The organism is Allobosea sp. UNC402CLCol (assembly GCF_000745475.1).
GTDB classification, from domain to species: domain Bacteria; phylum Pseudomonadota; class Alphaproteobacteria; order Rhizobiales; family Beijerinckiaceae; genus Allobosea; species Allobosea spartocytisi.
Genome location: NZ_JQJJ01000009.1, coordinates 837,310 through 860,734 on the forward strand (window position 1 = coordinate 837,310; position 23,425 = coordinate 860,734).

General features: G+C 66.8%; 21 protein-coding genes and 1 riboswitch. Of the genes, 7 read left to right on the forward strand and 14 right to left on the reverse strand.

Annotated elements, in window-relative coordinates:
• The 4 genes from GY40_RS11265 to GY40_RS11280 are packed head-to-tail and all read left to right on the forward strand — an operon-like array spanning position 1 to position 5,142.
• Positions 1-1,251, forward strand: coding sequence for a sarcosine oxidase subunit beta family protein (locus GY40_RS11265; protein ID WP_038361886.1), 1,251 nt, complete (start codon positions 1-3; stop codon positions 1,249-1,251).
• Positions 1,252-1,275: 24 nt separating this feature from the next.
• Positions 1,276-1,551 (forward strand): sarcosine oxidase subunit delta, encoded by a 276-nt coding sequence (locus GY40_RS11270; RefSeq protein WP_038361889.1) that lies wholly within the window; start codon positions 1,276-1,278, stop codon positions 1,549-1,551.
• Positions 1,548-4,532: a sarcosine oxidase subunit alpha family protein gene (locus GY40_RS11275; protein WP_038361892.1), complete on the forward strand. Its 2,985-nt coding sequence runs from the start codon at positions 1,548-1,550 to the stop codon at positions 4,530-4,532. Before GY40_RS11270 ends, GY40_RS11275 begins: the two co-directional genes overlap by 4 nt.
• Positions 4,525-5,142, forward strand: a complete 618-nt coding sequence (locus GY40_RS11280) for a sarcosine oxidase subunit gamma (RefSeq protein WP_038361894.1) — start codon at positions 4,525-4,527, stop codon at positions 5,140-5,142. The genes GY40_RS11275 and GY40_RS11280 overlap by 8 nt, the downstream gene beginning before the upstream one ends.
• Before the next feature lie 35 nt (positions 5,143-5,177).
• Here GY40_RS11280 and GY40_RS11285 read toward each other — a convergent pair whose 3' ends face one another.
• The 3 genes from GY40_RS11285 to GY40_RS11295 form a co-directional block, all read right to left on the reverse strand.
• Complete coding sequence (locus tag GY40_RS11285; RefSeq protein ID WP_038361897.1) at positions 5,178-5,447, reverse strand: hypothetical protein; 270 nt, start codon at positions 5,445-5,447, stop codon at positions 5,178-5,180.
• Positions 5,448-5,641: 194 nt separating this feature from the next.
• Positions 5,642-5,908 (reverse strand): 30S ribosomal protein S21, encoded by a 267-nt coding sequence (gene rpsU, locus GY40_RS11290; protein ID WP_038361899.1) that lies wholly within the window; start codon positions 5,906-5,908, stop codon positions 5,642-5,644.
• A gap of 140 nt (positions 5,909-6,048) precedes the next feature.
• A complete protein-coding gene (locus GY40_RS11295; protein ID WP_038361902.1) occupies positions 6,049-6,258 on the reverse strand; it encodes a cold-shock protein in 210 nt (69 codons plus the stop codon).
• A gap of 539 nt (positions 6,259-6,797) precedes the next feature.
• Positions 6,798-6,999, forward strand: a riboswitch (cobalamin riboswitch).
• Between the two features lie 111 nt (positions 7,000-7,110).
• Here GY40_RS11295 and GY40_RS11300 point away from each other — a divergent pair.
• Together GY40_RS11300 and GY40_RS11305 are read left to right on the forward strand one after the other, a co-directional pair.
• Positions 7,111-10,026 carry a ribonucleoside-diphosphate reductase subunit alpha gene (locus GY40_RS11300; protein WP_038361905.1) on the forward strand — a complete coding sequence of 972 codons (2,916 nt, stop codon included), beginning with the start codon at positions 7,111-7,113 and terminating at the stop codon, positions 10,024-10,026.
• 154 nt (positions 10,027-10,180) lie between these two features.
• Positions 10,181-11,305, forward strand: coding sequence for a ribonucleotide-diphosphate reductase subunit beta (locus GY40_RS11305; RefSeq protein ID WP_081925309.1), 1,125 nt, complete (start codon positions 10,181-10,183; stop codon positions 11,303-11,305).
• A 183-nt stretch (positions 11,306-11,488) separates the two neighbouring features.
• Here GY40_RS11305 and GY40_RS11310 read toward each other — a convergent pair whose 3' ends face one another.
• The 7 genes from GY40_RS11310 to GY40_RS11340 all read right to left on the reverse strand — a co-directional run bounded on the left by GY40_RS11310 (position 11,489) and on the right by GY40_RS11340 (position 18,041).
• Positions 11,489-12,508: a Gfo/Idh/MocA family protein gene (locus GY40_RS11310; protein WP_038361907.1), complete on the reverse strand. Its 1,020-nt coding sequence runs from the start codon at positions 12,506-12,508 to the stop codon at positions 11,489-11,491.
• Positions 12,508-13,410, reverse strand: coding sequence for a sugar phosphate isomerase/epimerase family protein (locus GY40_RS11315; RefSeq protein WP_038361910.1), 903 nt, complete (start codon positions 13,408-13,410; stop codon positions 12,508-12,510). Before GY40_RS11315 ends, GY40_RS11310 begins: the two co-directional genes overlap by 1 nt.
• Positions 13,407-14,243, reverse strand: a complete 837-nt coding sequence (locus GY40_RS11320) for a carbohydrate ABC transporter permease (RefSeq protein WP_038361913.1) — start codon at positions 14,241-14,243, stop codon at positions 13,407-13,409. The genes GY40_RS11315 and GY40_RS11320 overlap by 4 nt, the downstream gene beginning before the upstream one ends.
• Positions 14,240-15,139: a carbohydrate ABC transporter permease gene (locus tag GY40_RS11325; protein WP_038361916.1), complete on the reverse strand. Its 900-nt coding sequence runs from the start codon at positions 15,137-15,139 to the stop codon at positions 14,240-14,242. Before GY40_RS11325 ends, GY40_RS11320 begins: the two co-directional genes overlap by 4 nt.
• A 67-nt stretch (positions 15,140-15,206) precedes the next feature.
• Positions 15,207-16,427, reverse strand: a complete 1,221-nt coding sequence (locus GY40_RS11330) for an ABC transporter substrate-binding protein (protein ID WP_038361919.1) — start codon at positions 16,425-16,427, stop codon at positions 15,207-15,209.
• A 22-nt stretch (positions 16,428-16,449) separates the two neighbouring features.
• Positions 16,450-17,379 (reverse strand): alpha/beta hydrolase, encoded by a 930-nt coding sequence (locus GY40_RS11335; protein WP_038361922.1) that lies wholly within the window; start codon positions 17,377-17,379, stop codon positions 16,450-16,452.
• On the reverse strand, positions 17,376-18,041 hold the full coding sequence (locus tag GY40_RS11340; protein ID WP_051987764.1) for a GntR family transcriptional regulator: 666 nt from the start codon (positions 18,039-18,041) through the stop codon (positions 17,376-17,378). Before GY40_RS11340 ends, GY40_RS11335 begins: the two co-directional genes overlap by 4 nt.
• 69 nt (positions 18,042-18,110) lie before the next feature.
• Here GY40_RS11340 and GY40_RS11345 point away from each other — a divergent pair, with 69 nt between their 5' ends.
• Positions 18,111-19,235, forward strand: a complete 1,125-nt coding sequence (locus tag GY40_RS11345; RefSeq protein ID WP_038361925.1) for a mandelate racemase/muconate lactonizing enzyme family protein — start codon at positions 18,111-18,113, stop codon at positions 19,233-19,235.
• A 23-nt stretch (positions 19,236-19,258) separates the two neighbouring features.
• Here the strand turns inward: GY40_RS11345 and GY40_RS11350 are convergent, their stop codons facing one another.
• The 4 genes from GY40_RS11350 to GY40_RS11365 all read right to left on the reverse strand — a co-directional run bounded on the left by GY40_RS11350 (position 19,259) and on the right by GY40_RS11365 (position 23,423).
• Positions 19,259-20,287, reverse strand: a complete 1,029-nt coding sequence (locus GY40_RS11350; RefSeq protein ID WP_038361928.1) for an ABC transporter substrate-binding protein — start codon at positions 20,285-20,287, stop codon at positions 19,259-19,261.
• 156 nt (positions 20,288-20,443) lie between these two features.
• Positions 20,444-21,793 (reverse strand): LLM class flavin-dependent oxidoreductase, encoded by a 1,350-nt coding sequence (locus tag GY40_RS11355; protein WP_038361930.1) that lies wholly within the window; start codon positions 21,791-21,793, stop codon positions 20,444-20,446.
• 29 nt (positions 21,794-21,822) lie between these two features.
• Positions 21,823-22,569, reverse strand: coding sequence for an ABC transporter ATP-binding protein (locus GY40_RS11360; protein WP_051987765.1), 747 nt, complete (start codon positions 22,567-22,569; stop codon positions 21,823-21,825).
• Complete coding sequence (locus GY40_RS11365; protein WP_112764217.1) at positions 22,566-23,423, reverse strand: ABC transporter permease; 858 nt, start codon at positions 23,421-23,423, stop codon at positions 22,566-22,568. Before GY40_RS11365 ends, GY40_RS11360 begins: the two co-directional genes overlap by 4 nt.
• Positions 23,424-23,425: the final 2 nt, after the last annotated feature.

A 23,425-nucleotide genomic window follows, 5' to 3' on the forward strand; every position in this document is an offset into this window, starting at 1 on the left:
ATGCGCTATTCCGTCTTCTCGCTGCTCGCCCAGGCCCTTCAGGGTCACAAGGGCTGGACCCCGGCCTGGCGCGATCCCGCGCCCAAGCACGAATACGACGTCGTCATCATCGGCGGCGGCGGGCATGGCCTGGCGACGGCGCATTACCTCGCCAGCCGGCACGGCATCACCAATGTCGCGGTGCTGGAGAAGGGCTATCTCGGCTCCGGCAATGTCGGCCGCAACACCACGATCATCCGCTCGAATTACCTGCTGCCCGGCAACACGCCCTTCTACGAGCTCTCGATGAAGCTTTGGGAAGGGCTGGAGCAGGACCTGAACTACAACGCCATGGTCAGCCAGCGCGGTGTCCTGAACCTCTTTCATTCCGACGCGCAGCGGGATGCCTTCGCCCGGCGCGGCAATGCGATGCGGCTCGCCGGGGTCGATGCCGAACTGCTCGGCAGCGAGCAGGTAAGGGCGATGCTGCCCTATCTCGACTACGACAACGCCCGCTTCCCGATCCGGGGCGGGCTCCTGCAGCGCCGCGGCGGTTCGGCCCGGCATGACGCCGTCGCCTGGGGCTATGCACGGGCCGCCGACAGCCGCGGCGTCGACATGATCCAGAACTGCGAGGTCACCGGCATCACCATGGCCGGCGGGCGGGCCGTCGGCGTCGAGACATCGCGGGGACCGATCCGGGCGAAGAAGATCGCCATGGCCGTCGCCGGCAATTCGTCGCGGGTGGCCGCGATGGCGGGCCTGCGCCTGCCGATCGAGACCCATGTGCTCCAGGCCTTCGTCTCGGAGGGCCTCAAGCCCCTCATCGACGGCGTCGTCACCTTCGGCGCCGGCCACTTTTATATCAGCCAGTCGGACAAGGGCGGGCTCGTCTTCGGCGGCGACATCGACGGCTACAATTCCTACGCCCAGCGCGGCAATCTGCCGGTGATCGAGGACGTGATGGAATCGGCCATGGCGCTCTGGCCGGGGCTCGGCCGGGTGCGGATGCTGCGCCATTGGGGCGGCGTGATGGACATGTCGATGGACGGCTCGCCGATCATCGACCTGACGCCGATCGAGGGGCTCTATCTCAATTCCGGCTGGTGCTATGGCGGCTTCAAGGCGACGCCGGCCTCCGGCTTCTGCTTCGCGCATCTGATCGCGACGGGAGAGCCGCACCCGGTCGCGAGCGCCTATCGGCTCGATCGCTTCGTCACCGGGCGCCTGATCGACGAAAAGGGCGCCGGCGCCCAGCCCAATCTGCACTGACCGCGCGCTGCCCGAGGATCCCCGATGCGCATCACTTGCCCCCATTGCGGCGCGCGCGACGCCCAGGAATTCACCTATCTCGGCGCGGCCGATCCGCAGCGGCCCGACGGGATGGCAGCGACGGAAGCGGCGATGACCGAGTACGTCTATCTGCGTGACAATCCGGCCGGCAGCCACCGCGAGCTCTGGTATCACGGGGCCGGCTGCCATGTCTGGCTGGTCGTGACCCGCGACACCCACACCCACGCGATCGCCTCGGTCGAGGCCGCCAGGGCGCGCAAGGCGGGAGCCGCGGCATGAGCGGGCAGCCCTTCCGTCTCGCCTCCGGCGGCCTTGTCGATCGCAGCCGGCCGCTGAGCTTCAGCTTCGACGGCAGGTCCTATCGCGGATTTGCCGGCGATACGCTGGCTTCCGCGCTGCTGGCGAATGGCGTGCGGCTCGTCGGCCGCTCCTTCAAGTATCACCGCCCGCGCGGCATCCTCTCGGCCGGCCCGGAGGAACCGAACGCGCTGGTCGAGTTGCGCTCCGGGGCCCGCCGCGAGCCGAACACGCGCGCCACGGTGGTCGAGCTGTTCGAGGGGCTCGACGCGGCCAGTCAGAACCGCTGGCCCTCGCTCGCCTTCGACCTGCTCTCGATCAACGGATTGCTCTCGCCGGCCCTGGTCGCGGGCTTCTACTACAAGACCTTCATGTGGCCGGCGGCCTTCTGGGAAAAGCTCTACGAGCCCCTGATCCGCCGTGCGGCGGGCCTCGGCCGCGCGGCCGGCTTAGAAGATCCCGACCATTACGAGAAGGCCTTCGCCTTCTGCGACGTGCTGGTGATCGGCGGCGGCCCGGCCGGCCTGGCAGCCGCGCTGGCAGCGGGGCGCAGCGGCGCCCGGGTCATCCTCTGCGACGAGGATTTTCGCCTCGGCGGGCGCCTGCTGGCCGAGAGGCGCGAGATCGATGGCAAGCCGGCGGCCGAATGGCTGGCGGCGACGCTGACCGAGCTCGAGAGCCTGCCCGAAGTGCGGATCATGCCGCGCACCACCGTCTTCGGGCTCTACGATCACGGCATCTATGGCGCGGTCGAGCGCGTCGGCGATCACCTGCCCGAGCCGGCGCCGCATCAGCCGCGACAGCGCGGCTGGCGCATCCATGCCAAGCGCGCGATCCTGGCCGCAGGCGCACTGGAACGGCCGATCGTCTTCCCCGGCAATGATACGCCGGGCGTCATGCTGGCGGGAGCGGCGCGCACCTACGTCAACCGCTACGGCGCATTGCCGGGCCGCGAGGCGGTGCTGTTCACGGCCGGGGACGATGGCTGGGCCACGGCACGCGATATCGCCGCAGCCGGTGGCCGCATCGCTGCCATCGTCGATGCCCGCGGCGACTCAGATCCCGCCCGCAAGGCGCTCGCCGACAAGCTTGGTGCGAGGCTGTTCGCAGGCGGCGCGGTCGAAGGCACGCGCGGCGGCCGCCACCTCAGCAGCGTCACCATCCGCGATGCATCCGGCGCGACGACGGCTGTCGATTGCGACCTGCTCGCCGTCTCGAACGGCTGGAACCCGACGCTGCATCTGACCTCGCATCAGAACGGCAAGCCGGCCTGGGACGACGGCCTGCAATGCTTCGTGCCGGGAACCTTGCCGGCGGGACTCTCCGTGGCCGGCAGTGCCGCCGGGCGTTTCACCCTGGTGCAGGCGCTGGAGGACGGCGCGCGGCTCGGCCGCGAGGCTGCCGCCGATGGGGGGCTGACGCCTGCGCCGCTGGACCCCGTGCCTGCGACCGATCCCGAGACGACCGGGCTGCAGCCGGTCTGGCGGGTGAAGGGTGCAAAGGGCAAGGCCTTCGTCGACTACCAGAACGACGTCACCGACAAGGATGTCGAGCTCGCGGCGCGCGAGGGCTTCCGGCCGGTCGAGCATCTCAAGCGCTACACCACGCTCGGCATGGCGACGGACCAGGGCAAGACCTCGAACCTCTCCGGCCTCGCCATCATGGCCGAGCAGACGGGCAGGACGATCCCGCAGACGGGCACCACGACCTTCCGGCCGCCCTATACGCCGGTGGCGATCGGCGCGCTCGCGGGCCATCATCGCGGCAAGCAATTCAGGCCGGTGCGGCTGGCGCCGACCCATGACTGGTCGCGGGAGCAGGGCGCCGTCTTCGTCGAGGCCGGCCCATGGCTGCGGGCGCAGTACTATCCGCGCCCCGGCGAAAACGACTGGCAGGCGACGGTCGACCGCGAGGTCAAAGCCGTGCGCGCGAGCGTCGGCCTCTGCGACGTCTCGACGCTCGGCAAGATCGACATCCAGGGGGCGGACGCCGCCGAGTTCCTGGAGCGCGTCTACATCAATGGCTGGAAGGCCCTGCCGGTCGGCAAGGCGCGCTACGGCCTGATGCTGCGCGAGGACGGCTTCGTCATGGATGACGGCACCACCTCGCGTCTGGGCGAGCACCATTTCCTGATGACGACCACGACGGCCAATGCCGGCAAGGTGATGCAGCATCTGGAGTTCTGCCATCAGGTGCTGTGGCCGGAACTCGATGTCCGCATGGTCTCGGTCTCCGAGCAATGGGCGCAAGCTTCCATCGCCGGGCCCAAGGCGCGCGAAACCCTGCGCGGCGTCGTCGATCACGAGCACGACATCTCGAACGAGGCCTTCCCCTATCTCGCGGCGCGCGCCGTGACGGTCGGCGGCGGCATTCCGGCGCGGCTGTTCCGGATCTCCTTCTCGGGCGAATTGGCCTATGAGCTGGCGGTTCCGGCCGCCTATGGCGATGCGATGATGCGCGCCCTGATGCAGGCCGGCCAGCCCTTCGGCATCACGCCCTATGGCACCGAGGCGCTCGGGGTGATGCGCATCGAGAAGGGCCATGTCGCCGGCAACGAGCTCAACGGCCAGACCACGGCGCGCGATCTCGGCCTCGGCAAGATGATGTCTTCGAAGAAGGACTATATCGGCCGCCTGATGGCGGGCAGGCCGGCCCTGATCGAGCGGGACCGGCCGTCCTTCGTCGGCTTCAAGCCGGTCGATCCCTCCCAGCGCCTGCGGGCCGGCGCCCACTTCATCGGCATCGGCAAGGCGGCGGTGATGGAGAACGACGAGGGCTACATGACCTCGGTCGCCCATTCGCCGCATCTCAACCACTGGATCGGCCTCGGCCTCATCCGGAACGGCGCCGGTCGCATCGGCGAGCGCGTGCGCGCCTATGATCCCGTCCGAAACGGCGACATCGTCGTCGAGATCTGCTCGCCCGTCTTCGTCGATCCGGAAGGAGATCGCCTCCATGGCTGAGATCGCGACCTCATGGCGCCCGCGCAGCGCCTGGGCCGGCATCGCGCAACCCGGCTCCTTCGGCGCGAAGGGCAAGACCGGCGTCGTTGCGACGCTGCTGGATGGTTTCGGCCTGGCGACCCTGATCGCTGAACCGGGTGCGGCGACGTCCCTGTCGCGGGCCGTCGAAGGCCGGCTCGGCATCGCGCTGCCGGAGATGCCGAGGATCGTATCGGGCGGGGCCCATGACGCGATCTGGGCGGGGCCGGATCAATGGCTGCTACGCGCCGCCTTGCGCGACGGCTTCCAGCCATTGCTCGATGAACTCGCGGCCCACGCCGCCGTCAGCGACCAGAGCGATGCGCGCGCCGCCTTCCGGCTTCAAGGTCCCAGGACCCGCGATCTGCTGGCGAAGGGCGTGATGCTCGACCTGCATCCTTCGGCCTTCGGCGTCGGCGAGACCGCCGTGACAAGCGTGGCCTATCTCGGCGTGCAGCTATGGCGGCTCGCCGACGGGCCGGACGGACCCGTCTTCGAGATCATGGTCGCGCGCAGCATGGCAGGAAGCTTCTGGTCCTGGTTCACCGCAGCGGCGGCCGAGTTCGGCTGCCGGGTTGCTGACCAAGACTGACGGCAACGCCTCGCGCGCCATCCTCCGGCTGGAGATCAGGAAGAAGCGGTTCTCCGCCGAACAACGGTCTTGGCTGGCTTCGCTCGCGTCTTGGCTGGCGGCACCGCCGCGGCGGCCTCGGCGTCGGCGGCCTCCTTGGCGAGCCGCAATGCCCGCAGTTTTGCGGTGCGCTCGCGGACGGCGATCTGTTCCACCCGCAACGCTTCCAGGGCCGTTTCGGCCTCGGCGCGGCGTTGCGCTGCGAGCGTCGCTCTGCTCTGGGCCCGCAATTGCGCCTCTTCCGGCGGAATTCTGTTGCTCGACATCGGCAAACTCCTTCTCGAACGCAGGACGCCAGGGCGTCAGCGGCGTTTTCCGGCAGCACGCTCCTGCATGGATCGAACGGCTTCGGGCAGAACCTTGCGTGGGGCTCGGCTTCGACCCTCGCCGGCTCGGCCTGGCGAGCAGGCCCGGCCCTCGGCGAAATCCTGCGGATTGAAGCCCAAGCCCAAATCCTCGCCTATCGTGCCTGCGCGGGTGCCTGGCCGGGCCGTGCCGGCCGTTCCACACGCTTCGGCATCGGCAGCAATCCTTCGCGCTGAGCCTGCTTGCGTGCCGCCTTGCGGGCGCGGCGGATGGCTTCGGCCTTCTCGCGGGTTCGCCGCTCGGACGGCTTCTCGTAGGCGCGACGCGCCTTCATCTCGCGAAACACGCCTTCACGCTGCATCTTCTTCTTGAGGACGCGAAGCGCCTGGTCGACGTTGTTGTCGCGAACGAGAACCTGCATTCGAATTTCCCTTCTGATGCAAACAAAAAGGGCCGGGTTGATCCCGACCCCTCCGTGGCTATCCGCCGCTCAATCGAACGGGCGCCGGTACATCCGCGGTCGCCGCTGATCTCGATTGACGCGCCGGATGGCGTCTGGCCTCACTCGGCCTGCAGGTTGTCCGCGGACACCTTGCCGGAGCGCTTGTCCTGCACCAGCTCATAGGAGACCTTCTGGCCTTCCTTCAGCGTGCGCAGACCGGCACGCTCCACGGCGCTGATATGGACGAAGGCGTCCTGGCCGCCGTCTTCCGGCTGGATGAAACCAAAACCCTTGTCGGTGTTGAACCACTTAACTGTGCCACTGGCCATGCTGACCTCCTGTAAAGGCTATTGTTCATGCGCCGCGGGTGCAGCGCATTTTTCGATTTGAGCAGGAAGTTCGTCAGCAGTGCGCGATGAAAGCGCGGGGCCAATTCGTTCGGCCTAGATCGATGTTTCTATCATGGTACTTATAAGACACATTGTCAAATGGAAGGTTTTATCTCGCAATATTTTCGGAAAATCAGCCGGGCGCCAAATCGACCGACAGCAACCGTGTGACCCGGCCTGAGACGCGCCATCGCGATATGCTGGGGCGGCTCGGCAGCCATCGCAGACAGCTCGTGGCGGTCGCGAATTGCGCGAAGCTCGGGAACGGGGTGTGCGTCGATCATGGCGGGCGGCGAAGGGGCGCTAGCGCTTGAGGCGCGAAGCATCGCTCGACGCGGTTTCGCCGAAGCGAAGGCAGAGCCGGCGTCATTGCCGAACAGCACGAACAGGGTAGGCCGGAGGCCGCGCGGTGATCCCCGATCTTCACAGGCGCCGGACGGCGGTATCACGACCTGTTGACAGGCGATGCCCTTTGGCTACTAGATCTGGTGGTCGATGGTCTCTCGAATCGCAAGATCGAGAGCTAAGAGGGAAGCCGGTGAGAGACCGGCGCTGCCCCCGCAACTGTAAGCGGCGAGTTCACGTCCACGATTAAGTCACTGAGGCTGCAAGGCCTTGGGAAGACGGGACGAGAGCGCTGACCCGCGAGCCAGGAGACCTGCCGCGACCTCGTATACGTCCTCGGGCGGGGTGTCCCGGTGGTGCGCTTGGCAGGTCGCGGCCTTGTGGTGCCGCGCGCCTTCTCGACGCAACCGCTCTGGCCTTTGCCCCCAACATTTGGGGTTGATGCCGATGTCTCTTTCCATTGAAGCCGAGCGGCCTGCCGCCGCTCCGTCAGCCGCAGAGCCGACACTGTCGAAGCTCGCTGCGAGCGAGCCCGGCTACCAGATCATTCGCCGCAACGGCGCGGTGACGCCGTTCGATCCCTCGAAGATCACCGTGGCGTTGACCAAGGCGTTCCTCGCCGTCGAAGGATCGAACGCCGCCGCTTCGCGCCGCATCCACGAAGCCGTCGCGGAGATGACAGAGCAGGTCGTCGCGGGGCTGACCCGCCGGGCCGCGACCGGCCGCACTTTCCATATCGAGGATGTGCAGGACCAGGTCGAGCTCGCCCTGATGCGCGGCGAACACCACAAGGTCGCCCGTGCCTATGTGCTCTATCGCGAGGAGCGGGCGCGCGAGCGGGCGAGGGCGGTTGCCGAGACGAAGCCTGTCGCCTCCGCAGCTCCCTTGCTGCACATGAAGCTCCTCGACGGGACGCTTATCCCGCTCGACGCCGGCCGCCTCGACAAGGTGGTTCGCGAGGCTTGTGCCGATCTCGACGGCGTCTCGGCCGAGCCGGTCCTCACCGAGGCGCGCCGCAACCTTTATGACGGCATCTCGCTGGACGAATTGGCACTGGCGCCGATCCTTGCCGCCCGCACGCTGATCGAGAGCGAGCCGAACTACGCCAAGGTCTCCGCGCGCCTGCTGCTGGACAAGCTCCGTCGCGAGGCGCTGAGCTTCGTCCATGGCCGCGCCGAGCAGGCGACGCAGGAAGAGATGTCAGTGCTTTATGCCGACTACTTCCATGCCTATCTCAAGACTGGCATCGAGAACGAGCTGATCGACCCCGAACTCGGCCGCTTCGACATCGCCCGCATCGCCGCTGCCCTCAAGCCAGAGCGCGATCTCCAGTTCGACTATCTCGGCTTCCAGACGCTCTACGACCGCTATTTCCTGCATGTCCGCGGCAACCGCTTCGAGCTGCCGCAAGCCTTCTTCATGCGTGTCGCCATGGGTCTCGCCATCCGCGAGATCGATCGCGAGGGCAGGGCGATCGAATTCTACGACCTGCTCTCGTCCTTCGATTTCATGGCCTCGACGCCGACCCTGTTCAACTCGGGCACGCTGCGCCCGCAGCTTTCCTCCTGCTTCCTGACCACGGTCGCGGACGATCTCGACGGCATCTTCAAGGCGGTGAAGGACAATGCGCTGCTCGCCAAGTACTCGGGCGGCCTCGGCAATGACTGGACGCCGGTGCGCGGTCTCGGCGCCCATATCAAGGGCACCAATGGCGAGAGCCAGGGCGTGGTGCCGTTCCTGAAGGTCGCGAACGATACGGCCATCGCCGTCAATCAGGGCGGCAAGCGCAAGGGCGCGGTCTGCGCCTATCTCGAGACCTGGCATGTCGATATCGAGGAGTTCCTCGATCTCCGGAAGAACACCGGCGACGACCGCCGCCGCACCCATGACATGAACACGGCGAACTGGATTCCCGACCTGTTCATGCAGCGCGTCGAGGCCGGCGCCGACTGGACGCTGTTCTCGCCCGATGAGGTGCCGGACCTGCACGACCTCTATGGCAAGCCATTCAAGACGGCCTACGAGGCTTATGAGGCGAAGGCAGCCGCTGGCCAGATCAAGGTCTTCAAACGGGTGAAGGCGCTCGACCTCTGGCGGCGCATGCTGACCATGCTGTTCGAGACCGGCCATCCCTGGATTACCTTCAAGGATGCCTGCAATCTGCGCTCGCCGCAGCAGCATGCCGGCGTGGTGCATTCCTCGAACCTCTGCACCGAGATCACGCTCAACACTTCGGCCGACGAGGTCGCGGTCTGCAATCTCGGCTCGGTGAACCTCGCCGCGCATGTCACGGCGGAGGGGCTGGATCAGGCGCGGCTGGCCCGCACCGTTAAGACCGCGATGCGGATGCTCGACAACGTCGTCGACATCAATTTCTACACGATCCCGGAAGCGCGCCGCTCGAACCTGCGTCATCGCCCGGTGGGCTTGGGGCTGATGGGTTTCCAGGACGCGCTCCAGACACTGCGTCTGCCGGCGGCCTCGGAAGGCGCCGTCGCCTTCGCCGATACGTCGATGGAAGTGATCAGCTTCCATGCGATCCAGGCCTCGGTCGATCTCGCCGCCGAGCGCGGGCGCTATCCGAGCTTCGAGGGTTCGCTCTGGTCGAAGGGCATCCTGCCGATCGACTCGCTCGACATCCTCTCGGACGCCCGCGACGGCGATGTCGAGCTCGACCGTTCATCTACGTTCGACTGGGACGGCTTGCGCGGGCGGGTGAAGACCACCGGCATGCGCAACTCGAACACGATGGCGATCGCGCCGACCGCGACGATCTCCAATATCGTCGGCGTCTCGCAGTCGATCGAGCCGTCCTATAGCCAGCTCTACGTCAAGGCGAACATGTCGGGCGACTTCACCGTGGTGAATGCCGGGCTCGTTCATGACCTGAAGGCGAGGGGGCTCTGGGACGAGGTGATGGTCTCGGACCTCAAATACTACGACGGCAAGGTCAGTGGGATCGATCGCGTCCCGGCCGATCTCAAGGCGCTCTACGCCACCTCCTTCGAGATCCCGACGGAATGGCTGATCCGTGCCGCCGCGCGCCGGCAGAAATGGATCGATCAGGGCCAGTCGCTGAACCTCTACATGGCGCAGCCCTCCGGCCGGAAGCTCGACGAGGCCTATCGCCTGGCGTGGCGGCTCGGCCTGAAGACGACCTATTACCTGCGCGCGCTTTCGGCGACCCATGTCGAGAAATCGACGCTGAAGGGCACGGACGGTAAGCTCAATGCGGTCTCGGCCACCGTGCCGGTCGCAGCCAAGGCCGCCGCGCCGATCATCGTCGACATACCCTTGGAGAACGGCATGGCCGTCCCCAACGCCTGCTCGCTCGACGATCCCACCTGCGAAGCCTGCCAGTAACCCGCCGTCATTCCACCTCTCGCGTCATTCTCGGGCGAAGCGAAGCGCAGACCCGAGAATCTCCGGCAGGACAAGGCGTTGGAGCCTCCTTCGGCACGAGATGCTCGGGTCAAGCCCGAGCATGACGCCCCTTCATTTCAGAACGGAACACCTCATGCTCGACTGGTCCGACACCAAGCCCTCGATCCCAGCTAACCCCACCATCCTCGCCAACACGCCCGCCGCCGACGCCACCGGCCTCGGCGCGATCGACCGCAATGGCGGGCGCGTCACCGTCGACGAGAAGCGCATGATCAATGCGCGCGCCGACGTGAACCAGCTTCTGCCGCTCAAGTACAAATGGGCCTGGGAAAAGTACCTCTCCGGCTGCAACAACCACTGGATGCCGACCGAGGTCTCGATGCAGGCCGATATCGCGCTGTGGAAGTCGAAGGACGGGCTCAGCGAGGACGAGCGGCGCATGCTCAAGCGCAATCTCGGCTTCTTCGCGGCGTCCGAATCTCTCGTCGCCAACAACATCGTGCTGGCGATCTACCGACACCTGACCAACCCGGAATGCCGGCAGTACCTGCTGCGTCAGGCCTTCGAGGAGGCGATCCACACCCACACCTTCCAGTACATCGTCGAGAGCCTCGGGCTCGACGAGGGCGAGTTGTTCAACATGTATCGCGAGGTGCCCTCGATCACCGACAAGGCGGCCTGGGCGCTGAAGCACACGCAGAACATCGAGGACCCGGACTTCAAGACGGGAACGCCGGAAAACGACCAGGCCCTGCTGCGCGACCTGATCACCTTCTACGTGATCTTCGAGGGCATGTGGTTCTACACCGGCTTCGCGCAGATCCTGTCGCTCGGCCGGCGCAACAAGATGGTCGGCATCGCCGAGCAGTACCAGTACATCCTGCGCGACGAGTCGATCCATCTGAACTTCGGCATCGACGTGATCAACCAGATCAAGATCGAGAACCCGCATCTCTGGACCAAGGCCTTCCAGGACGAGGTCCGCGGCATGCTGCGGGAAGCCGCAGAGCTTGAGGCTGCCTATGGCCGCGATACGATGCCGCGCGGCTTCCTCGGCCTGAACGCGGCGCTCTGCGAGCAGTACATGCACTTCATCGCCAACCGCCGCTGCGCCCAGCTCGGCCTGCCGCCGGTCTTCGGCGAGACCGAGAACCCGTTCCCCTGGATGAGCGAGGCGATGGACCTGAAGAAGGAGAAGAACTTCTTCGAGACCCGGGTGATCGAATACCAGAACGGCGGCGCGCTCAGCTGGGAGTGAGCCGGTGACAGGGATACCGCTCACCACGCGCCGGTCATCGACCCCTGGCAGGCAGAAACGAATGACCCATCACGGCTCTTTCCGGACACCGTGAATCGCATCTCAGGCCAAAAGAATCGGCCCTGAGCCTAGCGATGGAGAGCTGTCGGCCCCGGACATTGCCCCTTCATGTCCGGGCATCGATCACCGATGCGCGTCGGCTTCGGCGGAAGCGATGGCCTGTTCGAGGAGGGCGAGCGCCCGTGCGCCCGCCGCCGCATCGGGAAAGTCCAGTGTCTCGCCGCGCGCCGCCCGCACGAAATCGCCGAGGATCGCGTGATAGCCCTTGTGGTCCTCGTTGGCAGCGACGGTGAAATTGGGCTCCCAGACCAGCGTATCTTCGCCGTCGACAAGGCTGGCGTCGGGGCGCGACACCTTGAAGGGGGGGCTGCGGAAATAGCGAACCTCATGCAGGTTGCGGACCTCGACGCGGCGATGGTCGCCCATCACCTGCCACCATTCCATCGGCGTACCGCGCGACTGATGCGTCCCCATGACGAGCGTGCCGATGCCGCCGTTGCGGAAGCGGAAATCGACATGGAGCAGCAGCTTGCCCGGCTCCAGCTCGTGCCGGCGCGCGCTGACTGTCGCGACCTCGCCCATCAAATGCGGGATCAGGTCGAAATAATGCACGCAGTGATGCAGATAGAAGCCGGTATAGTCGACATCCCCCGCGAAGTAGGTCGGCGCCGTCATGTACTGGCCGAGGAAGCTCGCGGTTTCCCCGAATTCCGGGGTGTGGATGACATTGGCCGCGATGCGATTGGCGGTGGAATACCGCTTCATGAAACCGACGACGACCGGAACGCCCCGGGCCTTGGCGGCATCCGCCAGTTCCTGCGCTTGCCGCGAGGTTGCGGCCGGCGGCTTCTCGATGAAGAGCGGCAATCCCCGCGCGATCGCTGCGAGGCCGACCTCGTGATGCTGCCGCGGCCCCATGGCGAGGCCAACCGCGTCGATGTCGGAGCGGGCGAGCAGGGCGCGCCAGTCGCTCAGTTGGTTCTCGGGCGCGACACCGTAGCGCCGGCCGGTCGCCGCGAGGTTGTCGGGCGAGATGTCGCAGATCGCCTGCAGGACGACGTCGTGCCGCGTGACCTGCGGCAGCAGCATCTCGTTGGCATGGGTGCCGCAGCCGATCCAGCCGAGGCGCAAGGGGGATGTCATCACGCAATTCCCTTCGTCGTCGCGAGCCGGTCGGCGAAGGCGAGCGTCGCCTTGAGATAGTCGATGCTGGCCTTGAGCTCCGCATCCTCGTTCCGGGTGGGCGCGCGCCATTGCGCCAGCGTCACGCCTGCCGCCTCGTCGTCGCGCCGGAACGGCTCCAGCACGATCGGGCCCTGATAGCCGGAGGCCGCGAGGGCCCGTGCGATCGACGGCCAGTCGATATGGCCCGAGCCGACGAAGCCGCGATTGTTCTCGTTCGCCTGGAAATGCACGAGCCGCGATCCCGCCAGCCGGATCGAGGCGGCGAGATCGTATTCCTCCATGTTCATGTGGAAGGTGTCGAGCATCACGCCGACGGCAGGCGAGGCGACGGCCTCGACATAATCCAGCGCATGGCGGCAGGTGTTGCACATGTCGGTCTCGAACCGGTTCAGGGGCTCGACGCCGAGGACGACGCCCTTGTCGGCGGCGCGTTTCGCGGCCTGCGTCAGCCCGCGCACGACGGCATCGACCCGCCGGCGGCGCTCGGCCGGCTCGACCGGATGCGGCGCCCGGCCGGCGAAGACGAGCGGCGCGCCATAGAGCGGCCCGCCGACGATTCCCGCCCCCAACGTTCCAGCGATGTCGACGCATTGCTCGAGATAGGCGATGCCGGCTGCATGCGCCGCCGGGTCGGCGCTGGCGAGATCGCGGGTCAGGTTCACCCGCGCCGCCAGCACGATCGAGAGGCCGGCATCGGCGGCGGCGGCCTTCGTCTCGGCAAGGTCGAGCTCGCCCGGCTCCGGCACCAGCAGTTCGACCACATCGGCCCCGGCCTGCTTCATGCGCCGGAAGGTCGGGAAATGCTCGCGCCCGAAGGGGCGTGCATAGAACATCGAGATCACCCCGATCGCATTGGTCATGATTTGACTGCTCCTGCCGTCAGCCCGCCGACGAGGCGTTTCTGCACAAAAAGGAAAAGGATGGTGACGGGCAAAGCGATGATCGTGCCGCCCGCGGTGAGGACGCCCCACTGCACCGTGAATTCGCCGATGAACAATTGCAGCGCGACGGTCACCGGCCTGACCGTCTCGCCCGACAGCATCATCGCGAACAGATATTCGTTCCACGAGGTGATGAAGACGTAGATCGCGGTGGTGACGATGCCGGGCATCACCAGCGGCAGCACCACCAGCCGGATCGTCTGCAGGCGCGAGGCCCCGTCGATCGTCGCGGCTTCGTCGAGATCTTTCGGGATCGCGTTGAAATAGCTGACCAGCATCCAGATCGAGAACGGGATCGAGAAGGTCGAATGGCCGATGATGACGCCGATGAAGGTGTCGATCAGCCCGAGCGTCCGCATCAGCACGAAGAGCGGGATAATCAGCAGCACGATCGGGAACATGTTGATGACGAGGAAGCCAGTCATCAGCATGCGCCGGCCGCGGAAGCGGAAGCGCGAGAACGAATAGGCGGCCGGCACGCTGGCTGCCAGCCCCAGCACGACGGCACCGCAGGCGATGACGAGGCTGTTCAGCAGGTTGACCGGGAAGCTCGTGCGCTGGATCAGCGTTTGATAGTGCTCGAAGGTCGTGCTGCTCGGCAGGTAGCGCACCGGGAACTGCGAGAGGTCCGCATTCGGCTTGATCGAGGTCAGCAGCATCCAGACGAACGGTGCCAGCGCGAAGGCGAGCACCAGCAGGACGGGGATTTCGACCTGGATCAGATTGCGGGCGAAGGAGCGGCGCCGGATCATCGCTCCATCTCCCCGGCCTGGCGGCGGACATAGAGCCAGACGATGCCGAGCAGGATCGCCGTCAGCATCAGCGAGAGCGAGGCGGCATAGCCGAACTCCATGCCGGTATAGGCGCGCAGGAAGGCGTAGAGCGGCAGCGTATGCGTGGCATAGCCCGGCCCGCCGCCGGTCATCACCAGGATGACGTCGAGCGAATTGGCGACCCAGATGATGCGCAGCAGCACGGCCGTGGTGACGATGCCGGCGATCGAGGGCAGGGTGACGTGGACGAACTGGCGCCAGGGGCTGGCGCCGTCGATCTCGGCCGCCTCGTAGAGTTCTCCCGGCACGGTCTGCAAACCCGCGAGGATGGTGACGGTGAAGAACGGAAAGCCCTGCCAGACCAGAGCCAGCATGATGCAGGCCAGCGCCGTGGAGGGCTGGGCGAGCCAGGGATGCGGGGCCGAGATCAGGCCGAGGCGCAGCAGGATGTCGTTGAAGACGCCGAGATTGAAATCATAGATCCAGGTCCACATCAGGCCGATGATCACGCTCGGCAACGCCCAGGGGATGATGACGAGCGCGCGCGCCATGCCGCGCCACCAGAAGCTCTGGTTGAGCAGCAGAGCCGCGCCGAGCCCGAGCAGAAGCTGGAGCGACACGATGCCCGCGACCCAGATCGCCGAGTTCAGTAGCGCGATCCAGAAGACCTCGTCCGAGAGTGCGGTCGCGAAATTCCGCAAACCGACGAAGCGGAAATTGTCGGGGTCGTAGAGAATGTAGTCGTGCAGGCTGTACCAGGCCGTCTGCAGGACCGGAAACAGGATGACCAGCGCCGTCACCAACAGTGCCGGCAGCAGGAAACCATAGGGTGTCGCCGCGCGAAGCATCGCGCTGCTCGCCGTCGTCTTGTTCATGGCCTCGTCCCTGTAGATCGATGGCTGGCGCCGGGTTTGGCCCGGCGCCGCGCGATGCGATCCGGCCTCAGCCGTGGAAGGTCTGCTCGACCGCCTTCATGAGATCGTCGGGATTCATCCCGCCGGTCAGCGCCCTCTGCAGGTTGGTGGGCAGGACGCGGCCGACGAAATCCGGCGTCTTCACATGGTCGGGGAGGGGCTTTGCGATCGGCAAGGAGGCGTCGCTCGCCTCGACGAAGCGCTTGGGATGCACGGTCCAGCTCTTCGCATCCGAGATGGTGATCGGCAGCTGGCCGCTGAGCTTGGCCTGCTCGGCATTGTTCTCGGCGCTCGACAGGAAGCTGATCCAGCGGAAGGCCGCCTCCTTGTTCTTGCTGCCTGCGAAGATGGCGTTGGACTCGTCGCCGAAATAGGTCCAGCCGCGGCCATCCGGCCCGCGCGGCACCGGCACGGCCGAGACCTTGTCGCCGAGCGCCCCGACGATCTCCGCGACCGAGCCGATATGGTGGATCGCCATCCCGGTCCGACCGGCCTTGAAGGCATCGACGATCTGGCGGAAGGCGTCGGTCGGCGCCGAGGGCGGCGCGACCTTGTGCTTCACGGCGAGGTCGACGAACCAGCGATTGGCCGCGAGCGCCTTCTCCGTGACCATCCCGCCCTTGTCGAAGCTGGCGCCGCCGCCCAGCACGAAGGGTCCCCAGTTGTCGTGGCAGCCGGCGCCGCCGCGCATGCCGTAGCCGTAGATGCCGTCCTTGGTCAGCGCCTTGGCGGCTGTGAGGAAGTCGTCGAAGCTCTTGGGCGGCTGGAGCCCGGCCTGCTGAAGCAGGTCCTGCCGGTAATAGAGATAGATCACGACGTAGTGCAGCGGCATGTAGTACTGCTTGCCGTCGGGCGAGCGGTTGATTGTCCAGACGTCGTCGGAAATGTCGCTGCGGCCTTTCCAATTGGCGAGGAAGCCGTCGAGCGGCTCCAGCGCCTTCATCTGCGAGAAGCGCGAGAGATAGGACAGGCGCACCATGGCGCAGTCGGGCTGGTTGCCGGCGACCAGGGCCGAGAAGATGCGGTTGATATAGTCGGTGCCGCCGCCCCAGGGGATCGGCTCGGCCTGGATCTTGATGTCCGGATTTTCCGCCTCGAACTTCGCGACGAGGCTGGCCGGCGTGTTCTGCGGATTGTCGTAATGATACCACCAGCGCACCGTCGCCTTGCCTTGGGCGATGGCCGGTCTGGCGGCCTCGAAGGAGAGCGCGGCCGCTCCCGCGAGTTTCATGAAAGTCCTGCGTTCCATGACGTTCACTCCCTGAATTTTTTTATAGTCGTTCGGTGATGTAGGCGGCTCCGGCGTCGATCATGGCCTGCGCCGGAGCGAGTTTGCGGCTCATGCGCAGGCAGCCATGGATGACGCCGGGTACATGGTCGTGGCGGAAGGCGACGCCCGCTGCCGCGAGGCGATCCGCCAGACGGATGGTGTCGTCGACCAGCGGGTCGAGCCCGCCGACTGTCAGGTAAAGCGGCGGCAATCCGCGGAGGTCGGCATGCAGCGGCGCGGCGAGCGCCGGAGGGGCGCCGAAGGCCGCGCCGAGATAGTTGTGCCAGTACCAGCGCATATTCGCTGTGGTCAGGATGTATCCCTCGCCGAAGCGCGCATGGCTGCCGGTTTCGAAGTCGGGGGCGTAGCAGCCATAGAACAGGGCGGCTGTGGCGGGGAGGGCAAGCCCGGCATCGCGGCGATGGAGCATGGCCGCAAGCGCAAGCGTCGCACCGGCCGAGTCTCCGGCAAGCACCCAGCGCCGCGCATCGACATCGGGGCCGAGTTCGCCGCTGAGCCCGAAGGCGATGGCGCCGAGCGTATCCTCCAGCGGGATCGGGTAGGGATGCTCCGGCGCGAGGCGATAGTCGAAGCCGAACACGGCGCAGCCGGACGACGCCGCGAGGGTCCGCATCGTGCCGTCATGGGTGTCGACCGAGCCGAAGGTCCAGCCGCCGCCATGAACGTAGACGATGACCGGCAGGGCGGTTCCGGGCTTGGGATGATAGAGCCGCCCGCGCAGCATAGCGCCGTCAACCTGCACCGCGATCTCACGCGCCGGTAGGTCGGGCGCGCCTTCGTTCCAGGCGATGGAGCCGGCATCGGCGGAGGCGCGGGCCTCCGCGATCGGCAGGGTCTTGAAATCGACGCCCGGCGCCGCCGCGAAACCGGCGAGGATGCGAGCCATCTGCGGATCGACGAAGGCGCTCACGCGGCCACCTCGTCGCCGCCTTGAATGACGATCGTATCGATATGGGAGCCGAGCGCTGCGGCGAGCCCGCTTCCATCGCCGGCAGCGAGGCGCTCGTAGAGAATGTCGTGGCGTCGCGCCGTCTCGATCAGCGGGCGGCGATGCTCCGGCGCCCAGAGCTTGTAGCGGTTCGAGTGCATGATGCAGCGTGCCAGGATCTGCCCGAGGGCATCGAGGCCGGAGAGCCGGAACAAAGCGAGGTGGAAATCCTTGTCCGCCTCGATGACACGGTATTCGTCGCCCTCCGCGGCGGCTTCCATCATCGCTGCCAGGATGCCGCGCAGGTCGTCGAGCGCCCGTCCATCGGCATGCAGCGCCGCCTTCAGCGCGCCGCGCGTCTCGATGCGGCGGCGCAGCGCCAGCATCTCGTCGGCTTCCTCTTCCGTCAGCCGGGTCACGATCGTCCGTCGCCCCGAGCGGACGACGAGCCCATCCTCCTGCAGGCGCAGCAGCGCCTCGCGGATCGGGCCCTGGCTGCAGCCGATCTCATGGGCGAGGCCGAGCTCGGTCAGGACCGTCTCCGGGGTCAGTTCGTTCAGGATGATCCGCCGTTTGACGATGCCATAGACCAGGTCGGACGGGCGGCTGAGCTTCGGAATCAAGGCGAGCGCCTCGCTGGACAAGGTCTGTCGATATGAATATCGATATCATTATCGATAATGATGTCAACGCGGGTTGTCGCAGGGAAGCCGATGCATCACAGGATTCGGAAGATCGACGTCCACCTCGTCTCCGCCCCGGTCCTCGGCGGCTTTGCGGACGCGACGCGCAAGGTCGAGACGATCGGCTTCGTGATCGTCCGCATCACGACGGATCAGGGGCTGGAGGGGATTGGCGTCACCTATCACGAGGTTGGCGGGGAGGCGACCTGCGAGCTGATCAACCGCAACATGACGCCCAGGCTGATCGGCCGCGACCCGCTCGAAACCGAGGCGATCTGGCAGGAATTCTTCCACTATCTGCGCGGCGTCGGCCGCAAGGGGCTGATGTATTGCGCCCTCAGCGCCGTCGACATCGCGCTCTGGGATCTCAAGGGGAAGATCGTCGATCTGCCCGTCTACAAGCTGCTCGGCGGGGACCGGACCAAGGTGCCGGTTTATGCCAGCGGCGGCTGGACCTCCTATTCCGACGACCAGCTCGTCGACGAGATCAAGGGCATGGTGGGGCGCGGCTTCACGACCGTGAAGTTCAAGGTCGGCTTCGACGGTGGCCGCAATCCCAGGCGCGATGCCGAGCGCGTCCGCAAGGTCCGCGAGGCGGTCGGCCCCGACATCAACCTCATGGTCGACGCGAATAATTCCTTCGATGCGGCGACGGCCGTGCAACTCGCCAACCGCATTCGCGAATACGACATCTTCCTGTTCGAGGAGCCGGTCTTCGCCGACGACATTCCCGGGCTCGCCCGCTTCAAGCGCGGCACCGACATCCCGCTGGCGACGGGCGAGCACGAATACACCAAGTTCGGCGTCAGGGACCTGCTCATGCACGACGCTGCGGACATCGTGCAGGTCGATGGCGCGCGGGCCGGCGGCTATACCGAGATGCTGAAATGCGCCGCCTTGACCCAGGCCTGGAACGTCAAATTCGCGCCGCATGCGATGGAGAACCTCCATCTGCATCTCGTTGCGGCGGTGCCGAACGCGCTCTTCCTCGAGCGCCTGCTGATGTTCGAGGACATCACCGCACAGGTCTTCGACGGCGCGCCGCTGCCGATCGACGGCCATATGCATGTGCCGGACCTGCCGGGCCTGGGCCTCAAGCTCAACATGGATTTCATCCGGGAGCGGGACGAAACCTCCCCGGCGAGTCATGCTTGAGCAGGATCAGGGTCTCGGATCGTTCAGCGGCTTGGTGAGGATCGCACCCCGCGCTCGTAGAGAGCCTGGTTGAACAAGCCGTCCAGGGCCGGTGCCTGGGGGAAATCGCCGAGCTCCACCTGATAGGCGAGCAGCGCCTCGGTCGCCTTGCGGATCTGGGCGGGGTCGTTGACGAAGCTCACGGCCGGCGAGACGAGCGCCTTCGCGATCGTCGATTCCGCGACCAGGTCGCCGCCAAGCACGGCCAGCACGAGCGGGGCGACCTTGGCCGGCTCCTTGCGAATCCGTTCGGTCGCTTGATGGAAAAGCCCGACGAAGCGTTCCGCCACCTCCGGGTGGTTTTTGACGAGGGCGCCCGAGGCCGCGACGACGACGCCGGGAATGTTCGGGAACATGTCCGGCGAGTTGACGATGCGCTTGATGCGCGGATCGCGTTCGGAAACCAGCGTCGCCGAGGGTTCGAGCAGCGTGCCGCCGTCGATGGCGCCGGTCAGCATCGCCTGCTGAACGACCTCGATGCCCATATTGACGATCTCGACATCGGACCGCTCGACCTTGCCGATCGTCCAGAGCCAATGGTGAAGCGCGACCGTCGGCACGCCGCCCGGCGGAAGCGTGCCGAGCTTGGCCTTGCGGCCCGTTGCGGCGCGGAACGCGGCGAAGGCCTTCGCGGGATCGTCGGCGTTCTCGGCAAAAGCCTTGGCGAGGGCAGGGCCGGCCACGAAGGCCGTACCGCCGACCGCCGCGGCTGCGATCACGGATGCGTCGAGGCCGCGGGACCGGGCGACCGCAACCGGCGCGACGCCGATGACCAGGATATCGATCGTGCCGGACGCAAAGGCCTGGATCGCATTCGGGCCGGAATCGAACTTGGTGAGCTTGAGCTCGAGGCCGGCATCGCGCGCCGATCCGTCGCCGGCGAGGACGAACAGGGCGCTCGCCCCGATGACCGGCACGTAGCCGATGCGCAGCGCCATGCTCTGGCCGAGGCCCGGCCTGATCCCGGCGACGGAGCCGGCCGCCAGCGCAAGCAGGGTTCTACGATCGATCATCTCGGGCTCCGCCTCCGCGCGGCCTCACATAAGAGCGCGCATCGGCGTTATGTCACCGGATGGGAGGTGATTGCTTCCAAATCGCGGGGCTGCGGGAGAAGGAAACCAGCGCATGAGCGTGCGATACGGAAACGGGCTTCCCGCCGGAGGCTCCGCTCAGGCGGAGCGCTTGACCGGCTCGGCCGGGTCGAACTGGCTCTGAACCGGGTCGAGGCCCAGCCGGTCGCGCAGCGTCCCGTCGCCATATTCGCTTCGGAACAGCCCACGCCTGCGCAGCAGCGGCACGACCTCGCTGGCGAAGACATCGAATTGCGCCGGCAGGATCGGCGGCATGACGTTGAAGCCATCCGCCGCGCCGGACACGAACCAGTCCTCGATGATATCCGCGATCTGCTCCGGCGTCCCGGTCGCGGTGAAGTGGCCGCGCGCGCCGGCGAGGCTGTGCAGCAGGCCGCGCAATGTCGGCCGCTCGCGCGCGACGAGTGCGGTGATCGACTGCGCCCGGCTGCGCGAAGCCTGGACCTGCGACGGATCGGGAAAATCCTCCACCGACAGAACGTCGTCGAGCTTGAGATGCGAGAAGTCATGGCCGCCGAAGCGGCTCGACAGCCTGGCGAGCCCGACGCTCGGATGGGAGAGCTCATTCAGCTCTTCCCAGACCCGTTTCGCCTCCGCCTCGGTCGAGCCGATCGCGGCGCTGAGGCCGGGCAGGATGACGATCTGATCCGGGCCCCGCCCCAATGCCCGCGCCTGCGTCTTGATGTCGGCATAGAATTCGATCGCACTGTCCTTGGTGAGATGCGCGGTGAAGATCGCCTCGGCATAGCGCGCGGCGAAGGCGCGGCCGTCCTTCGACGCGCCGGCCTGGACGAAGACCGGGCGGCCTTGCGGCGAGCGCGGGATGTTGAGCGCCCCTGCCACGCTGAAATGGCTGCCGCGATGCGCGGCGCGCCGGACGCGATCGGGAAGGGCATAGGTGCCGCTGTCGCGGTCATCGACGATGGCGTCCCTCGCCCAGCTGTCCCAGAGCTTGGAGACGGCCTCGACGAAATCGTGGGCGCGTGCATAGCGCTGGTCGATGCCGACCTGAGCCTCCTGGCCGAAATTGACGGCGGCGCCCGGCGCCCAGGAGGTCACGATGTTCCAGCCGATCCGCCCGCCGCTGAGATGGTCCAGCGAGGCGAACTGGCGAGCGAGGTTGTAGGGCTCGTTATAAGTGGTCGATGCCGTGGCGATCAGCCCGATCTGGCTTGTCAACGCCGCAAGAGCCCCGAGCAGCGTGACCGGCTCCAGCTCCCCGCGCGCCGCATGGGCGAGCTCGTCGCCGAGCGCGAGCTGATCGGCGAAGAAGATCGAGTCGAGCTTCGCCGCCTCTGCCGCAAGAGCGAGATCGCGGTAATAGGAGAGATCGCTCAACGCCTTCGTCGTCGAGGCGGGGTGACGCCAGGCCGTTTCGTGGTGGCCGCGGCCGTTGATGAAGAGGTTGAGGTGAAGTTCGCGTGCCATGGCGGATCGATCCTGTCGGATATGGGTCACTAGACGGCATCGGAGACGCCGAGCGCCGCGAGCAGATCGCCGCGCAAGGCTTCGAAATGAGGGTCCTTGAGGCGCGGATGCGCCAGGGCGACCGGGCGGTCGACGACGATGCGGCCGGCCTCCATGACCAGGACGCGGTCGGCGAGCTTGATCGCCTCGTCGACGTCATGCGTGACCAGCAGGACCGTCGGCCGGTGCTGGCGGATCAGGCGGAAGAGCAATTCATGCATCCTGATCCGCGTCAGGGCGTCGAGTGCGCCGAAGGGCTCGTCGGCCAGCAGCAGGCGCGGCTGGCGCACCAGAGAACGCGCCAATGCCACCCGCTGCTGTTCGCCGCCGGAGAGCGCATTCGGCCAGGCGTCCTCGCGCCCGCCGAGCCCGACATCGGCAAGGGCGGCGCGGCCGCGCTCATCCGCGTCAGCCCCGCGCAGGCCGAAGACGACGTTCTGCAGCGCATTCTTCCAGGGCAGCAGCCGGGAGTCCTGAAACAGGACCGAGCGATCCTGCGGCACGCTGATCCGGCCTTCGCCGTCGACGCCGTCGTCGAGACCCGCCAGGGCGCGCAGCAATGTGCTCTTGCCCGAGCCGCTCTTGCCGATCAGCGCGACGAACTCACCCGGCGCGAAGTCGAGCGAAACCTCGTTCAGCACGGTTCGGCCGGAGAAGCGGCGCGTGACCTCGCGCAGGCTGACGGCGGCAGGCGCATGGCCTCGCGGCAGGTGGAGCGGATGGGCCGAGGCGTTCATGACGCCAGCGCCTTGCGGTAGGACAGCGCCCGCCGCTCCCAGAACCTGACCGCGAAATCCGAGCCGAGGCCGAGGATGGCATAGATCGCAAGGCCGACGACGATGACATCGGTCTGGCCGTAGTCGCGGGCGCGGTTCATCAGATAGCCGATGCCCTCGGTGGTGTTGATCTGCTCGAGCACGACGAGCGCCGTCCAGCAGGTGGTGACGGCGAGCCTCAGGCCGGTGAAGAAGCCGGGCAGGGCGCCCGGCAGCGCGACCTCGCGCAGGAACGCGCCGCGGGACAACCCGACGCTGCGGGCAAGCTCGACGTGGCGGATATCGATGCCCGTGAGCGCGGCATGGGTGTTGATGTAGATCGGGACGAGCACGCTGGAGGCGATCAGCGCGACCTTCATCGCCTCGCCGATGCCGAGCCAGAGAATGGCGAGCGGGATCAGCGCCAGCGTCGGCACGGCCCGCTTGATCTGGACGAGCCCGTCGAGCGAGGCTTCGCCGATGCGGCTGAGACCGGCGGCGAGCGCCATCCCAAGGCCGAGCGCGACGCCGATGCCGAGGCCGAGATAGGCCCGCTGGGCCGAGGCGAGGAAATGGTCGGCCAGCGTGCCGTTGCTCAGGAGCTCGATGCCGGTCAGGACGGCCGTCGACGGCGCCGCCAGGAATTTTGGCGAGAGCCAGCCGATCCTCGAGGCGAGTTCCCAGATCGCGACCAATGCGACCGGCCCGAACAGGATGCCGCCCCGCGGCAGGCGCGACGGCGCCAGTTGCGGCGGCCGTGCTGCTTGCGTTCCGACAGGATGCCTTTCGGTTTCCGCGCTGGGCTGGAAGCCGGTGGCATAGGTGATGAGACTCATGG

Coding starts and splice junctions, on each gene's coding strand:
- GY40_RS11265 (WP_038361886.1), top strand. CDS start 1: ATGCGCTATTCCGTCTTCTCGCTGCTCGCCCAGGCCCTTCAGGGTCAC.
- GY40_RS11270 (WP_038361889.1), top strand. CDS start 1,276: ATGCGCATCACTTGCCCCCATTGCGGCGCGCGCGACGCCCAGGAATTC.
- GY40_RS11275 (WP_038361892.1), top strand. CDS start 1,548: ATGAGCGGGCAGCCCTTCCGTCTCGCCTCCGGCGGCCTTGTCGATCGC.
- GY40_RS11280 (WP_038361894.1), top strand. CDS start 4,525: ATGGCTGAGATCGCGACCTCATGGCGCCCGCGCAGCGCCTGGGCCGGC.
- GY40_RS11285 (WP_038361897.1), bottom strand. CDS start 5,447: ATGTCGAGCAACAGAATTCCGCCGGAAGAGGCGCAATTGCGGGCCCAG.
- rpsU (WP_038361899.1), bottom strand. CDS start 5,908: ATGCAGGTTCTCGTTCGCGACAACAACGTCGACCAGGCGCTTCGCGTC.
- GY40_RS11295 (WP_038361902.1), bottom strand. CDS start 6,258: ATGGCCAGTGGCACAGTTAAGTGGTTCAACACCGACAAGGGTTTTGGT.
- GY40_RS11300 (WP_038361905.1), top strand. CDS start 7,111: ATGTCTCTTTCCATTGAAGCCGAGCGGCCTGCCGCCGCTCCGTCAGCC.
- GY40_RS11305 (WP_081925309.1), top strand. CDS start 10,181: ATGCTCGACTGGTCCGACACCAAGCCCTCGATCCCAGCTAACCCCACC.
- GY40_RS11310 (WP_038361907.1), bottom strand. CDS start 12,508: ATGACATCCCCCTTGCGCCTCGGCTGGATCGGCTGCGGCACCCATGCC.
- GY40_RS11315 (WP_038361910.1), bottom strand. CDS start 13,410: ATGACCAATGCGATCGGGGTGATCTCGATGTTCTATGCACGCCCCTTC.
- GY40_RS11320 (WP_038361913.1), bottom strand. CDS start 14,243: ATGATCCGGCGCCGCTCCTTCGCCCGCAATCTGATCCAGGTCGAAATC.
- GY40_RS11325 (WP_038361916.1), bottom strand. CDS start 15,139: ATGAACAAGACGACGGCGAGCAGCGCGATGCTTCGCGCGGCGACACCC.
- GY40_RS11330 (WP_038361919.1), bottom strand. CDS start 16,427: ATGGAACGCAGGACTTTCATGAAACTCGCGGGAGCGGCCGCGCTCTCC.
- GY40_RS11345 (WP_038361925.1), top strand. CDS start 18,111: ATGCATCACAGGATTCGGAAGATCGACGTCCACCTCGTCTCCGCCCCG.
- GY40_RS11350 (WP_038361928.1), bottom strand. CDS start 20,287: ATGATCGATCGTAGAACCCTGCTTGCGCTGGCGGCCGGCTCCGTCGCC.
- GY40_RS11355 (WP_038361930.1), bottom strand. CDS start 21,793: ATGGCACGCGAACTTCACCTCAACCTCTTCATCAACGGCCGCGGCCAC.
- GY40_RS11360 (WP_051987765.1), bottom strand. CDS start 22,569: ATGAACGCCTCGGCCCATCCGCTCCACCTGCCGCGAGGCCATGCGCCT.
- GY40_RS11365 (WP_112764217.1), bottom strand. CDS start 23,423: ATGAGTCTCATCACCTATGCCACCGGCTTCCAGCCCAGCGCGGAAACC.